The organism is Streptomyces sp. NPDC014734, from assembly GCF_043083325.1.
GTDB lineage: Bacteria > Actinomycetota > Actinomycetes > Streptomycetales > Streptomycetaceae > Streptomyces.
On sequence record NZ_JBIBYN010000032.1, the window covers coordinates 11,776 to 26,879 of the forward strand.

General features: G+C 73.1%; 9 protein-coding genes. 8 read left to right on the forward strand and 1 reads right to left on the reverse strand.

Features of this window, described 5'->3' with window-relative positions; all coding sequences use genetic code 11:
* Positions 1 to 124 precede the first annotated feature (124 nt).
* On the reverse strand, positions 125 to 1,465 hold the full coding sequence (gene gabT, locus ACF1CT_RS33630; RefSeq protein ID WP_391787811.1) for a 4-aminobutyrate--2-oxoglutarate transaminase: 1,341 nt from the start codon (positions 1,463 to 1,465) through the stop codon (positions 125 to 127).
* Positions 1,466 to 1,732: 267 nt separating this feature from the next.
* Here gabT and ACF1CT_RS33635 point away from each other — a divergent pair, with 267 nt between their 5' ends.
* From ACF1CT_RS33635 to ACF1CT_RS33670, 8 genes are all read left to right on the forward strand, one after another.
* Positions 1,733 to 4,159, forward strand: coding sequence for an ATP/GTP-binding protein (locus ACF1CT_RS33635; protein WP_391787812.1), 2,427 nt, complete (start codon positions 1,733 to 1,735; stop codon positions 4,157 to 4,159).
* A gap of 117 nt (positions 4,160 to 4,276) precedes the next feature.
* Positions 4,277 to 5,863, forward strand: coding sequence for a PucR family transcriptional regulator (locus tag ACF1CT_RS33640; RefSeq protein WP_391787813.1), 1,587 nt, complete (start codon positions 4,277 to 4,279; stop codon positions 5,861 to 5,863).
* A gap of 273 nt (positions 5,864 to 6,136) precedes the next feature.
* Positions 6,137 to 7,582: an aldehyde dehydrogenase family protein gene (locus ACF1CT_RS33645; protein ID WP_391787814.1), complete on the forward strand. Its 1,446-nt coding sequence runs from the start codon at positions 6,137 to 6,139 to the stop codon at positions 7,580 to 7,582.
* Between the two features lie 396 nt (positions 7,583 to 7,978).
* A complete protein-coding gene (locus tag ACF1CT_RS33650; RefSeq protein WP_391787815.1) occupies positions 7,979 to 9,925 on the forward strand; it encodes an acyl-CoA dehydrogenase family protein in 1,947 nt (648 codons plus the stop codon).
* 87 nt (positions 9,926 to 10,012) lie between these two features.
* On the forward strand, positions 10,013 to 11,266 hold the full coding sequence (gene dxr / locus ACF1CT_RS33655) for a 1-deoxy-D-xylulose-5-phosphate reductoisomerase (RefSeq protein ID WP_391787816.1): 1,254 nt from the start codon (positions 10,013 to 10,015) through the stop codon (positions 11,264 to 11,266).
* A complete protein-coding gene (locus tag ACF1CT_RS33660) occupies positions 11,263 to 12,573 on the forward strand; it encodes a M50 family metallopeptidase (RefSeq protein WP_391787817.1) in 1,311 nt (436 codons plus the stop codon). The genes dxr and ACF1CT_RS33660 overlap by 4 nt, the downstream gene beginning before the upstream one ends.
* A gap of 203 nt (positions 12,574 to 12,776) precedes the next feature.
* A complete protein-coding gene (gene ispG / locus ACF1CT_RS33665; RefSeq protein ID WP_391787818.1) occupies positions 12,777 to 13,931 on the forward strand; it encodes a flavodoxin-dependent (E)-4-hydroxy-3-methylbut-2-enyl-diphosphate synthase in 1,155 nt (384 codons plus the stop codon).
* 172 nt (positions 13,932 to 14,103) lie between these two features.
* The gene (locus ACF1CT_RS33670) at positions 14,104 to 14,949 is read left to right on the forward strand and encodes a GNAT family N-acetyltransferase (protein ID WP_391787819.1); all 846 of its coding nucleotides are present in this window, start codon (positions 14,104 to 14,106) and stop codon (positions 14,947 to 14,949) included.
* Positions 14,950 to 15,104 lie beyond the last annotated feature (155 nt).

The window sequence follows — 15,104 nt, forward strand, 5'->3', positions numbered from 1 at the left end:
ATCGGCCCCCCACACCTTCTTCACAGGGCGACACGTCGCCCCCCGGTATCCCGCCGAGGACGGCCCGCGCCCCCACCGGGCACGGGCGCGAACCGTGTCCGGTGGGGACGGCGCCCGGCCGGGATCAGAGCGTGGCGAAGCCCTGCTCGATGACGTCGAGCGCCTCGTTCAGCAGGTCCTCGCCGATCACCAGCGGCGGCAGGAAGCGCAGGACGTTGCCGTACGTGCCGCAGGTGAGGACGAGCACGCCCTCCGCGTGGCAGGCCTTGGCGAGCTTCGCGGCGGCCTCCGGGTCCGGGTCCTTGGAACCGGACTTCACCAGCTCGATCGCGATCATCGCGCCGCGGCCCCGGATGTCACCGATGACGTCACCGTTCGGCAGCTTCGCCCGCATCTCGGCGAGGCGCCCCTTCATGACCTCTTCGATGCGCTTCGCCTTCCCGTTCAGGTCCAGCTCGCGCATCGTCTCGATGGCACCGAGCGCACCCGCGCACGCCACCGGGTTCCCGCCGTACGTGCCGCCGAGGCCGCCGGAGTGGGCGGCGTCCATGATCTCGGCGCGGCCCGTCACGGCGGACAGCGGCAGACCGCCCGCGATGCCCTTGGCGGTGGTGATCAGGTCCGGGACGATGCCCTCGTCCTCGCAGGCGAACCACTGGCCGGTGCGGCAGAAGCCGGACTGGATCTCGTCGGCGACGAAGACGATGCCGTTCTCCTTGGCGAACTTGGCGATCGCCGGGAGGAAGCCCTTGGCCGGCTCGATGAAGCCGCCCTCGCCGAGCACCGGCTCGATGATGATCGCGGCGACGTTCTGGGCACCGATCTGCTTGGTGATCTGCTCGATCGCCTGGGCGGACGCCTCGGCCCCGGCGTTCTCGGCACCGGTCGGCCAGCGGTAGCCGTACGCCACCGGCACCCGGTGGACATCGGGGGCGAACGGGCCGAAGCCCTGCTTGTACGGCATGTTCTTCGCGGTCAGCGCCATCGTGAGGTTGGTGCGGCCGTGGTAGCCGTGGTCGAAGACGACGACCGCGGTGCGCTTGGTGTAGGAGCGGGCGATCTTCACCGCGTTCTCGACAGCCTCGGCGCCCGAGTTGAACAGCGCGGACTTCTTGGCGTGGTCGCCCGGCGTCAGCTCGGCCAGCTTCTCGCAGACCTCGACGTACCCCTCGTACGGCGTGACCATGAAACAGGTGTGGGTGAAGTCGGCGAGCTGCGCGGAGGCGCGGCGCACGACGGCCTCGGCGGAGGCGCCGACCGACGTGACGGCGATGCCGGAACCGAGGTCGATCAGACGGTTGCCGTCCACGTCCTCGATGATCCCGCCGTCGGCACGGGCGGCGAAGACCGGCAGGGTGGAGCCCACGCCCGCGGCCACCGTCGCGGTACGGCGGGCCTGAAGCTCCACCGACTTCGGGCCGGGAATGGCGGTGACGAGGCGACGCTCCTGCGGGAGAGAGGTCATGCGGGGCTCCTGTGGGGTGTTTCGGACGCTTCTCTTCCTGCAGGCTAGGGCCGGGTCCGGGGGTCCGGCATGTTCCGTTCGGGAGTGGTGAGCCGGCGGGGTTGTCCGCCGCGGACATAGCGAGGGGGCGCCGCACGGCGGGGAGCGCGGGTGCCCGGGGCTCCCGTACCCGGCCCCGATCCGGGGAGCCTTGCCGAACTCGCCCCGCGCGCGCACTAGATTGACCGGGGCAGCGGACGGATCCGGCCGGTCAGGGGGCAACGGTTCATGACGAGCGACGACGCGCACGGTGTGCGTGGTACGAGCGGTACGGAGCGGGAGGGCGGCGGCCGTCCCGAGGCACCCCGCCGCCCGGTGCCGCGCCCGGCGGGCCCGCCGCCCGCCGCCCCGCCGATGCCGGTCGGCTCCCCCCGGACCGCACCGCCGCCGGGGCCCGCCGCCCATCCCGGGACGGGGCCGTCGATCGCGGAGTGGCTGAACACGGTCCGGCCCGCGGCGGCCCCGGGCGTCTGGCGCTACGGACACGTGCCGCGCCCCGCCGAGAAGCCGCCGCGCCCCTCCCTCCTCGGACCGTTGATCGCCCTGGCGCTCTGGCTGCTGCTCTGGGTGCTGCTGTCGGACTTCCGCATCCCCTACGTCAAGGTGCCCCTGGTGGCGATCACGCCGGGGGACTGGTGGGTGTTCGAGACGCTTCGGGCGGGCTACGCCCCGGCCGCCGCCTACAGCATCGAGACGCTCTACTACCAGGCGCTGGTGCTGATCGCGGGACTGTGGGCCGCCCGCGTCGGGAACTGGGCCGGGCTCTTCCGGTACTGGGCGGGCCCCCGCCCCGACCGCGCCCGTCTGGTGCTCTCGGGCGTCGCCGCCCTGCTCGCCCTGTGGCTGGTGTGGAGCTACCGGGTGCCGTTGGTGGACGTCCTCGTGTATGCCATGGAGGACTGGCTGATGAGCGGGAACAGGGCCCTGACGACCCTGGCCGGCTACGTCTCGTACGCGCTTCCCGGCATCCTCGTCGTGTGGCCCATCGCCCGGGTGGGACGGTGGAGCACCGCCCTGCGGGGCCTGCGGGCACGGCGCGCCGCCGCGCGTCCGCAGGACGCGCCGGGCCCGCGGGCCACGACCGGGACGGACGCGGCCCACTGGCCGCGGCTGCGCGCCGCGGGCCTCACCGACGCGGCGCAGGTGCTCACCTCCGCCGTGGGCGCCGGGCGGATGAACGATGTCGACTGCGCCCGCGTGACCCACGCCTGGTCGCGGGCCCGCGACCGCCACGACGGCACGGCGTCCTTCGGCGAGACGGTGGTGCGCCGGGGGGCCGACGCCTTCCTGCACCCCTCGGGACACCGGGACCTCCCCCTGCGGACCGCCCGCCACGACCTGCTGGCCGGCCAGGTCCGCATCGGCGACTGCCCGGACGACGCGCGCAACCCGTATCCGCGCCGGGGCTCCGGGGTGGCCCTGGACCCCGCCGTCCTGGGCGCGTCCCTGCTGGCGGTCGGCCCGCCCGGCGCGGGCAAGACCGCCCGGCTGGTGCGTCCGGTCGTCGAGAGCCTGGCGCTCCAGGCGCTGACCGGCCGCACCGCGGTGCTCGCCGTGGGCGCCGCCGGGACGCCCCTGGGCCCCGACGACGCCTACGACGTCGTGGTGAAGGTCGGCGATCCGACATCCGTCCACGACCTCGACCTGTACGGGGGATCGACCGACCCCGACGAGGCCGCCGCCGTCCTCGCGGAAGGACTGGCCGGAGACGTTCCCGGCCTGGACGGCCGCCGGGCGGCCCTGGTCCTGGCGCAACTGCTCGGCCCCTACCGCGCCGTCCACGGACACTTCCCGGCGGTGCCGGTCCTGCGGGAACTGCTGGCCGGGGACGAGTCGGCCCTCGGCGGACTGCGGCGTGCGCTGGAGGCGGGCGGCCACGCGGCCATGCTCCGCGAGCTGGACGCCCGGACCCGGCAACCGGGTGGCGCGGGGGACCCCGCGCCGGTGCTGGCCGACCGGGTCGCCCTCCTCGACCGGCCCGCGTTCGCCGGGTTCTTCGCCACCGGCGAGGACGCCCGCCCCTTCTCCCCGCGCTCCCTCGGCCAGCACCCGCTCCGGGCCAGGATCGACCTGCCGGAGCGCGCCCACGCCGGCGCGTCCCGGGTGCTGGCCCGCCTCGTCCTCGCACAGTTCAACGCGGTCGCCGCGGCCCGCGCCGACCGGTCGGTCTTCGCCTGTCTGGTGCTGGACGACGCGACGCACACGGTCACCGCCGAGACCGTCCAGGGGCTCAGGCGGCTCAGGTCGGTGAACGCCGGCGCGGTACTGGCCCTGCGCACCATCGACGACGTCCCCGAGGCGCTGCACGCCGCCCTGCTGGGCGCGGTCGGCTGCGGCATGATCTTCTCCGGCGTCACCACCTGGGACGGCAAGCGGTTCTCCGAGACCTGGGGCAAGGAATGGGTCTCCGTCCGCGAGGTGGCCCAGCACGGGGTCTTCGCCGACCAGCCGTTCACCCGCGCCATGCACGCCCTGCGCAAGCTCGCCACCGGCAAGGCGGTCACCGTCGACGCCGTCACCGTGCGCCAGGTGGAACGCGAACGCTGGTCGGCCTCCGCGCTGGCCTACGAGCTGCCCGCCGGGCACGCGGTCCTCTCCCTGACCACGGTCGACGGCGAGCACGCGCCGCCGCTGCTGGTGCGACTGGGGGACTGAGCGGCGAGGGACCGGGAGGGGCGAGCGGTCGCGACGGACTCTGCCGTCCTGGCAGAATCGAGGGGAGCCGTTCATACGGGACGGCGAAAAACGACTTCCCGAGGTCCCTCGCTCCCCATGCCTCCCACTCTCGCCTCGCTCGTCCAGCATTCGGCGCTCAGACTCACCGTGCGCGCGGGGGCGGACCGGCTCGACACACCCGTCCGCTGGGCCCACGCCAGCGAGCTGACCGATCCGGTCCCGTACATGGAGGGCGGCGAGTTCCTGCTCGTCACCGCCACCAACCTGGACGCCGAGAACCCCGAGGCGATGCGGCGCTACGCGCGACGGCTGGCCGGGGCCGGAGTCGTCGGCCTGGGCTTCGCCGTCGGCGTCAACTACGACGAGGTGCCGCGGGCGCTGATCGACGCGGCCGAGGAGGTGGGGCTGCCGCTCCTCGAAGTGCCGCGCCGCACCCCGTTCATCGCCATCGCCAAGGCAGTCTCGTCGGCGATCGCCGCCGAGCAGTACCAGGCGGTGACGGCGGGGTTCGCGGCCCAGCGGGAGCTGACGAAGGCCGCGCTGGCGGGCGACGGACCCGGCGAACTGCTCGGCCGGCTCGCCGCGCACGTCGACGGCTGGGCGGCCCTGTACGACGCCTCCGGCGCGGTCGTCGCCGCCGCGCCCGAGTGGGCCGCCCGCCGGGCCGCCCGGCTCACCCCCGACGTGGAACGGCTGCGGGAACGCCCCGCCCCGGCGAGCGTCGTCGTCGGCGGCACCGACGACCGGGTCGAGCTCCAGTCCCTGGGCACCGGCCGCCGGGTCCGGGGCGCCCTCGCCGTCGGCACCGGCGCGGCACTCGGCACCGCCGAGCGGTACGCGGTGCACTCGGCGGTCGCCCTGCTGACCCTCACCACCGCCCGCTCCCGCTCCCTCCAGGGCGCCGAACAACGGCTGGGCGCGGCCGTGCTGCGGATGCTGCTCGCCGGACAGCCCGATCACGCCAGGGCCGTCGCCGGAGACCTGTACGGGGACCTGCTCGACGCCCCGTTCCGGCTGGTCATCGCCGAGGCCGACGCCCCCGCGACCACGGCGTCGCTGGGCGAGACGATGGAGGCCGCGGCCTTCCGGACCGGCGAGACCCTGCTGGCCGTCCCCGAGGGCGGACGGCTCGTCGCCCTCGCGGCGGACGGGGGAGCGGTGGTCGCCGCCTGCGCGGCGTACGCGGAGGCGCAGGAGGCCCGGGAGGCCCGGCCGCCGGGCGAACCGGCCGCGGCCCGGGAGGACCCGGTGGTCGTGGGCCTGTCCGCACCGGCAGGCCCGATCGCCGTGGCCGCCGCGTACAAGCAGGCCGACCAGGCGCTGTCGGTCGCGCGGCGCCGGGGCAGGGCCCTGGTGGAGCACGAGGAACTCGTCGCGGGCTCGGTGCTGCCCCTGCTCGCGGACGACGCGGTCCGCGCCTTCGCGGACGGCATGCTCCGGGCCCTGCGCGAGCACGACGCCAAGGGCCGGGGCGATCTGGTCGCCTCGCTGCGCGCCTGGCTCTCCCACCACGGCCAGTGGGACGCCGCCGCCGCCGAACTGGGCGTGCACCGCCACACCCTGCGCTACCGGATGCGCCGGGTGGAGGAGATCCTGGGCCGCTCGCTCGACGACCCGGACGCCAGGATGGAGCTGTGGCTGGCGCTGAAGGCCACGAGCACGCAGCCGGAGCCGGAGGCGTAACCGTCCGCCGGGCCGGGACCCGGCACGCCCCGCCGGGCCCGTCCCGGCCGACGGTTCGACGCCCCGGCCCGCGGGCATCGGTCCACGCGGTGGCACGGGCGTCCGCCCGCGGGCCGCGGTTCACGGGTCGGCGCCCGCGAGGCACACCCACGTGTCCGACAATCCGGCGCAACCCCGCGCCCCACTGCTCCACGCCGGACAAACGCCGGCACGTCCGCACGGCCCTACGGTGGGGGGCAGCACACCCCACGACTCCGAAGGGCCGGAACCTCCATGACTTCCACCCACGCCTTCTGGCTCGCCGGCCGCCCGGCCACCGGTGAGGACAGCTTCGACGTCACCAACCCGTATGACGGCCGTCTCGTCGGCACCGTCAGCGTGCCGACCGACGCGCAGATCGAGGAGGCCGTCGCGGCCGCGCACGCCGTGCGCGAGGAGTTCGCCGCGACCCCGGCCCACGTCCGGGCCGCCGCGCTCGACCACGTCGTACGACGGCTCGTGGAGCGGACCGAGGAGATCGCCCAGCTGATCTCCGCCGAGAACGGCAAGCCGATCAAGTGGGCGCGCGGCGAGGTCGGCCGCGCCGTCTCCGTGTTCCGGTTCGCCTCCGAGGAGGCCCGTCGCTTCAACGGCGGCGACGCCCAGCGCCTCGACACCGACGCCGGCGGCACCGGCCGCCTCGGCCTGACCCGTCGCTTCCCGCGCGGCACGGTCCTCGGCATCGCCCCGTTCAACTTCCCGCTGAACCTGAGCGCGCACAAGGTCGCCCCGGCCATCGCCGTCGGTGCCCCGATCATCCTGAAGCCCGCCCCGGCCACCCCGATCTCGTCGCTGATCCTGGGTGAGCTGCTGGCCGAGACCGACCTGCCGGCCGGATCGTGGTCCGTGCTGACCGTCCCCAACGACCGGATGCCCGCCCTGGTCCAGGACGAGCGCCTGCCGGTCATCTCCTTCACCGGTTCCGGCCCGGTCGGCTACTCGATCCTGGAGTCCGTGCCGCGCAAGCACTGCACCCTGGAGCTCGGCGGCAACGGCGCCGCGGTCGTCCTCGGCGACTACGCCTCCGAGGAGGACCTGGACTGGGCAGCGAACCGCATCGCGACCTTCTCCAACTACCAGGGCGGCCAGTCCTGCATCTCGGTGCAGCGGGTCATCGCGGACGCCTCGGTGTACGACCGGCTCGTCCCGAAGATCGTCGCGGCCGTCGAGGCCCAGGTCACCGGCGACCCGTCCGACGCCGCCACCGACGTCGGCCCGCTGGTCAGCGAGGACGCCGCCAAGCGCGTCGAGTCCTGGGTCGACGAGGCCGTGCGGGCCGGCGCCCGGCTGCTCACCGGCGGCGAGCGGGACGGTGCCACCTACGCGCCGACCGTGCTCACCGAGCTCCCGGACGGCGTCACCCTCTCCTGCGAGGAGGTCTTCGGCCCGGTGCTCTCGGTGCAGAAGACCGACGGCGAGGCCGAGGCGTTCGCCGCCGTCAACTCCTCCAAGTACGGACTCCAGGCCGGCGTGTTCACGCACGATCTGCAGACCGCCTTCCGCGCCCACCGCGCCCTGGAGGTCGGCGGCGTGATCATCGGCGACGTCCCGTCCTACCGCGCCGACCAGATGCCGTACGGCGGCGCCAAGCAGTCCGGCGTCGGCCGCGAGGGCGTCCGCTACGCCATGGACGACTACACCTACGAGCGCGTGCTGGTCCTCACCGGCCTCGCCCTGTAGCTCCGGGACCGGGACCGCGGGATCCGCGACCGGCGCCGAAGAGCGCCGGTCCCGGACCGGGACGGTCCACCGACGCCGCCCGCGATCCGCCTGGACAGCATCGGCGGGCGGAGGCGAGGACGGCGTGTGCTCACTGTGCGGGAGCACACGCCGTCCTCGTGCGTTCGCGCGCACTCCGTCGCGCACGGCCGGAGCACCCTGTCACCACGGGGCCGACCAGTGGAGTGGCGGCGCGGTGGCCCCGACCCGATCGCCGCCCGGGGATGGTGGCAGGTGCGCGGATCGGGTACATCAGGACATAGGGCACCGGTCGGCACGGTGCGGAGGGCATCCGTCTCGCCCCTCACCGCCCCGGCCGCGCCCGTCCACCCCGCACCGCGGCGAAATGAGTTCCTCATGTCCGCCCCATCCGCATCGAAGAACACCCCCACGGTCACCGAGCGCGAAGCGCGCCGCGTGGCCGAGGCAGCCCGCGAACAGGACTGGCACAAGCCCAGCTTCGCCAAGGAACTCTTCCTCGGGCGCTTCCGGCTCGACCTGATCCACCCGCACCCGATGCCCTCCGCGGACGACACGCGGCGCGGCGAGGCGTTCCTCGCCCGGCTGCGCGACTTCTGCGAGACCCGGGTCGACGGCGCCCTGATCGAACGCGAGGCGCGGATCCCCGACGAGGTGATCGAGGGGCTCAAGGAACTCGGCGCCCTCGGGATGAAGATCGACCCCGCGTACGGCGGTCTCGGCCTCACCCAGGTCCACTACAACAGGGCTCTCGCCCTGGTCGGCTCCGTCAGCCCCGCGACCGGCGCGCTGCTCTCCGCCCACCAGTCGATCGGGGTGCCGCAGCCGCTGAAGCTCTTCGGCAGCCAGGAGCAGAAGGAGACCTTCCTGCCCCGGCTGGCGAGCACCGACATCTCGGCGTTCCTGCTCACCGAACCGGACGTCGGCTCCGACCCGGCCCGGCTCGCCACCTCGGCGGTCCCGGACGGCGAGGACTACGTCCTGGACGGCGTGAAGCTGTGGACGACCAACGGCGTCGTCGCCGATCTGCTCGTGGTGATGGCCCGCGTCCCGGCGTCCGAGGGCCACCGGGGCGGCATCACCGCCTTCGTCGTCGAGGCGGACTCCCCGGGCATCACCGTCGAGCACCGCAACGCCTTCATGGGCCTGCGCGGCATCGAGAACGGCGTCACCCGCTTCCACCGCGTCCGGGTCCCGGCCGCGAACCGCATCGGCCCCGAGGGCACCGGGCTCAGGATCGCCCTCACCACGCTCAACACCGGACGGCTCTCGCTGCCCGCGATGTGCGTCGGCGCCGGGAAGTGGTGCCTGAAGATCGCCCGCGAATGGTCCGGGGTGCGCGAGCAGTGGGGCCGGCCGGTCGGCCGCCACGAGGCCGTCGGCGCCAAGATCTCCTTCATCGCCGCGACCACCTTCGCCCTGGAGGCGATGGTCGAACTCGCCTCCCAGATGGCGGACGAGCAGCGCAACGACATCCGGATCGAGGCCGCCCTCGCCAAGCTGTACGGCTCCGAGATGGGCTGTCTGATGGCCGACGAACTCGTCCAGATCCGCGGCGGCAGGGGCTACGAGACCGCCGCGTCCCTCGCCGCCCGCGGCGAACGGGCCGTCCCCGCCGAACAGCTCCTGCGCGACCTGCGGATCAACCGGATCTTCGAGGGCTCCACCGAGATCATGCACCTGCTGATCGCCCGGGAGGCCGTCGACGCCCATCTGAAGGTCGCCGGGGACATCATCGACCCCGACAAACCCCTGAACGCCAAGGCGCGGGCAGGCGCGAACGCGGCAGGCTTCTACGCCCGCTGGCTGCCCCGCCTCGTCGCCGGACCCGGACAACTGCCCGGCACCTACAAGGAGTTCGACCACCCCGGGCATCCCGATCTGTCCCCGCACCTGCGCCACGTGGAACGCTGCTCCCGCAAGCTCGCCCGCTCCACCTTCTACGCCATGTCGCGCTGGCAGGGCCGGATGGAGACCAAGCAGAACTTCCTCGGCAGGATCGTCGACATCGGCGCGGAACTCTTCGCGACGAGCGCCGCCTGCGTCCGCGCCGAACTGCTGCGCTCCTCCGGCGACCACGGCCGCGAGGCGTACCGGCTCGCCGACACCTTCTGCCGCCAGTCCCGCGTCCGGACCGAGGAACTCTTCACCCGCCTGTGGTCCAACACCGACGAGCAGGACCGGCGCATGGCCGACGGCGTCCTCTCCGGCGCGTACACCTGGCTGGAGGAGGGCGTCCTCGACCCGAGCGGCGACGGCCCGTGGATCGCCGACGCCACCCCGGGGCCGTCCGCCCGGGACAACGTCCGCCGCCCCGTCCGCTGACCGGCCCGCCCACCGGACCCGACGGTTCCGGACGGGCGGGGGGACGCCCTGTCCACACCCACAGCCGAAGCGGCAACAATGGGGGGCATGAGCGACAGCCCTGCCCCCCTCGCCGACCCGCACCTCGTCCACGACGCAGCGGAAGGCCGCCGGGATCTCGTCATCCTCGGCTCCACCGGTTCCGTCGGCACCCAGGCCATCGACCTGGTGCTGCGCCACCCCGACCGCTTCCGCGTCACCGGGCTCGCCGCCGCGGGCGGCCGGGTCGGCCTCCTCGCCGAGCAGGCGCGACAGTTGCGGGTGCGCACGGTCGCCGTCTCCTCGCAGGACGCCGTACCGGCGCTGCGGGAGGCCCTGCGCGCGCGGTACGGGGCGGGCGAACCGCTTCCCGAGATCCTCGCCGGACCCGAGGCCGCCACCCAGCTCGCCGCCTCCGACTGCCACACCGTGCTCAACGGCATCACCGGTTCCATCGGGCTCGCGCCCACGCTCGCCGCGCTCGGAGCCGGCCGCACGCTCGCCCTCGCCAACAAGGAGTCGCTGATCGTCGGCGGTCCGCTGGTGAAGGAGCTGGCCGAGCCCGGCCAGATCATCCCGGTCGACTCCGAGCACGCCGCCCTCTTCCAGGCGCTCGGCGCGGGCACCCGCGCCGACGTGCGCAAGCTCGTCGTCACGGCCTCCGGCGGCCCCTTCCGCGGGCGCACCCGGGACGAACTCGTCGGCGTCACCCGCGAGGAAGCCCTCGCCCACCCGACCTGGGCCATGGGTCCGGTCATCACGATCAACTCCGCCACCCTGGTCAACAAGGGGCTGGAGGTCATCGAGGCGCACCTCCTCTACGACATCCCGTTCGACCGCATCGAGGTCGTGGTCCACCCCCAGTCCTACGTCCACTCCATGGTGGAGTTCACCGACGGTTCCACGCTGGCCCAGGCCACGCCCCCGGACATGCGGGGCCCGATCGCCATCGGCATCGGCTGGCCCCGGCGGGTCCCGGACGCCGCGCCCGCCTTCGACTGGTCGAAGGCGTCGAGCTGGGAGTTCTTCCCGCTCGACGACGAGGCGTTCCCGTCCGTGGGACTGGCCCGGCACGTGGGCACGCTCGGCGCCACCGCCCCCGCCGTCTTCAACGCCGCGAACGAGGAATGCGTCGACGCGTTCTTGTCGGGACGGCTGCCGTTCACCGGCATCATGGATACGGTCACGGCGGTGGTGGCCGAACACGGCACCCCCGCCACGGGAACTTCGCTCACGGTCGCAGACGTCCTGGAAGCGGAGACCTGGGCACGCGCCCGGGCCCGTGAACTCTCGGCGAAAGCGACAGCGGAGGCGCGCGCATGAGCATTTCGACGGTCCTGCTGACGATTCTCGGCATCGCCGTCTTCGTCATCGGCCTGCTGTTCTCGATCGCCTGGCACGAGCTCGGCCACCTGTCGACGGCGAAGCTCTTCGGCATTCGCGTCCCCCAGTACATGGTCGGCTTCGGCCCGACGATCTGGTCGCGGAAGAAGGGCGACACCGAGTACGGCATCAAGGCCATCCCGGCCGGCGGTTACATCCGCATGATCGGGATGTTCCCGCCCGGTCCGGACGGGCGGCTGGAGGCGCGGTCCACGTCCCCGTGGCGCGGCATGATCGAGGACGCCAGGTCCGCCGCCTTCGAAGAACTCGAACCCGGTGACGAGAAGCGCCTCTTCTACACGCGCAAGCCGTGGAAGCGCGTCATCGTGATGTTCGCCGGACCGTTCATGAACCTGGTCCTCGCCGTCGCGATCTTCCTCGGCGTGGCGATGACCTTCGGATTCCAGACCCAGACCACCGAGGTCGCCGGCGTCCAGCAGTGCGTCATCCCGCAGAGCGAGAACCGCGACGCCTGCGAGAAGGCCGACGCCGTCTCGCCCGCGCAGGCCGCCGGGCTGAAGAAGGGCGACCGGATCGTCGCCTTCGACGGCCGGAAGGTCGACGACTGGGCCACGCTCTCCGAGCGGATCCGCGAGACCATCGGTCCGGCCACCCTCACCGTCGAGCGCGACGGTCGGGAGCAGACCCTGCACGCCGTGCTCCAGAAGAACACGGTGGCCGCGAAGGACTCCAAGGGCGAGGTGATCCCCGGCAAGTTCGTCCCGGCCGGCTACCTCGGATTCGCCGCCCGGACCGAGATCGTCCCGCTCTCCTTCGGCGACTCGGTCGTCCGCATGGGAGACATGATCGAGAACGGCGTCGACTCGATCATCGCCCTCCCGTCCAAGATCCCCGACCTGTGGAACGCCGCCTTCGGCGACGGCGAACGCGCCGCCGACTCCCCGGTCGGCGTCGTCGGGGCCGCCCGGATCGGCGGCGAGGTGATGACCCTGGACGTACCGGCGCAGAACCAGATCGCGATGATGCTGTTCCTGCTGGCCGGATTCAACCTCTCGCTGTTCCTCTTCAACATGCTGCCGCTGCTGCCGCTCGACGGCGGGCACATCGCCGGGGCGCTCTGGGAGGCGCTGCGCCGCAACGTGGCACGGGTCTTCCGGCGCCCCGACCCGGGCCCCTTCGACGTGGCCAAGCTGATGCCGGTCGCCTACGTCGTCGCGGGCGTCTTCATCTGCTTCACCCTGCTGGTGCTGGTCGCCGACATCGTGAATCCGGTCAAGATCACCTGAGCGCCGTCGGCGTCCCGGGCAGGTCCGGGGACCGGATCGAGAACCCTGGGTGACGGCCCGGACGCGCACGGTGTGTCCGGGTCGTTGTCGTGCGCGGCACTCCGCGCCGGGGTGTGCCCCGGCGTGCCGCGGGTGCCGTAACCTCGAAGGCCGGAGCCCGCCGATCTCGGGACCTCGATCCACACCTTGGGGATGCTCAGCGCATGACTGCGATTTCTCTCGGAATGCCGTCCGTTCCGACCAAGCTCGCCGACCGCAGGGTCAGCCGCCAGATCCAGGTCGGATCGGTCGCGGTCGGTGGTGACGCGCCGGTGTCGGTGCAGTCGATGACCACGACGCGCACGTCGGACGTGGGCGCGACCCTCCAGCAGATCGCGGAGCTGACGGCGTCCGGCTGCCAGATCGTGCGCGTGGCGTGCCCGACCCAGGACGACGCGGACGCCCTGGAGACGATCGCCCGGAAGTCGCAGATCCCGGTGATCGCCGACATCCACTTCCAGCCGAAGTACGTGTTCGCGGCGATCGACGCGGGCTGCGCCGCGGTACGCGTGAACCCCGGGAACATCAAGAAGTTCGACGACCAGGTCAAGGAGATCGCGCGGGCCGCGAAGGACGCCGGGACCCCCATCCGGATCGGCGTGAACGCGGGCTCGCTGGACGCGCGGCTGCTCAAGAAGTACGGAAAGGCGACCCCCGAGGCGCTGGTGGAGTCGGCGCTGTGGGAGGCGTCGCTCTTCGAGGAGCACGACTTCCGGGACATCAAGATCTCGGTGAAGCACAACGACCCGGTGGTGATGGTCAACGCGTACCGTCAGCTTGCCGCGCAGTGCGACTACCCGCTGCACCTCGGGGTGACCGAGGCGGGACCGGCGTTCCAGGGCACGATCAAGTCGGCGGTCGCCTTCGGCGCGCTGCTGAGCGAGGGCATCGGGGACACGATCCGGGTCTCGCTGTCCGCCCCGCCGGCCGAGGAGGTCAAGGTCGGGCTGCAGATCCTGGAATCCCTCAACCTGAAGCAGCGGCGGCTGGAGATCGTCTCGTGCCCGTCGTGCGGTCGCGCGCAGGTCGACGTGTACAAGCTCGCGGACCAGGTGAGCGCGGGTCTCGACGGCATGACCGTGCCCCTGCGCGTCGCGGTGATGGGCTGCGTCGTCAACGGACCCGGTGAGGCCCGCGAGGCGGACCTGGGCGTCGCCTCCGGCAACGGCAAGGGACAGATCTTCGTGAAGGGCGAGGTCATCAAGACCGTGCCCGAGTCGAAGATCGTCGAGACCTTGATCGAAGAGGCCCTGAAGATCGCCGAACAGATGGAGAAGGACGGCATCATCTCGGGCGAACCCGAGGTCTCCATCAGCTGAATCGGCTGACGCCCCGCCCACCCCCCCGCCCCGCCCGACGATTCCGTCCGGCGGGGCGCGGTCGTCGACGGCCACGTCACGTCCCGCGGCCCCCGTTCCCGGCACGGGCGGCGCCGCACAGCCTCTTTGGGTACAGTGCGGAAATCAGCAGACCGCATGGTGAGGCCCCCTCGTGTTGACGCAGACGACCACCCGGGTCCTCGAACCCAGCGACCTCGGCGCCGCTCTCGCCATTCTGGAGAGCGACCCCGTCGCGAACGCCTTCGTGACGTCCCGGGTCCGGATCGCAGGTCTCGATCCCTGGCGCCTGGGCGGCGAGATGTGGGGCTGGTACGCCGACGGACGGCTGCGCTCGCTGTGCTACTCCGGTGCCAACCTCGTACCCATCTGCGCGACCCCCGAGGCCGTCCGCGCCTTCGCCGACCGTGCCCGCCGGGCCGGCCGCCGCTGCTCCTCGATCGTCGGCCCCGCGGAGCCCACCGCCCTGCTGTGGCAACTCCTCGAACCCGGCTGGGGCCCCGCCCGCGAGGTACGGGCCCACCAGCCGCTCATGATCACCGAGGGCCCGTCCGCGGACGTGGTTCCCGACCCCCTGGTCCGCCGCATCCGCAAGGACGAGATGGACGTCCTGATGCCGGCCTGCGTGGCGATGTTCACCGAGGAGGTCGGCATCTCCCCGCTCGCGGGCGACGGCGGGCTCCTCTACCAGGCGCGCGTCGCCGAACTCATCGGCGCCGGACGCTCCTTCGCCCGCATCGACGACGGCAAGGTCGTCTTCAAGGCGGAGATCGGCGCGGCCACCCCGCAGGCCTGCCAGATCCAGGGGGTCTGGGTCGCCCCGGAACACCGCGGACGCGGTCTCTCCGAGACCGGCATGGCCGCGGTCCTGCGGTACGCGCTCGCCGACGTCGCCCCCGTCGTCAGCCTCTACGTGAACGACTTCAACACCCCGGCGCGCAGGGCGTACGCCAGGGTCGGCTTCCGCGAGACCGGCGCGTTCATGAGCGTGCTGTTCTGACCGGCGGGTCCGCGACGCGCACCGGCCCGACCGGCGCGCCCCGGCCGCGCGGACACCCGGCACGAGGGCGGCGCCCCGTGCCGGCAGGACCCGGCCGTGTCCGCATCGTTCCGTCGTCCGGCCGGAGGCCGCGGCGCGACGGCAGCCCGAAGGCA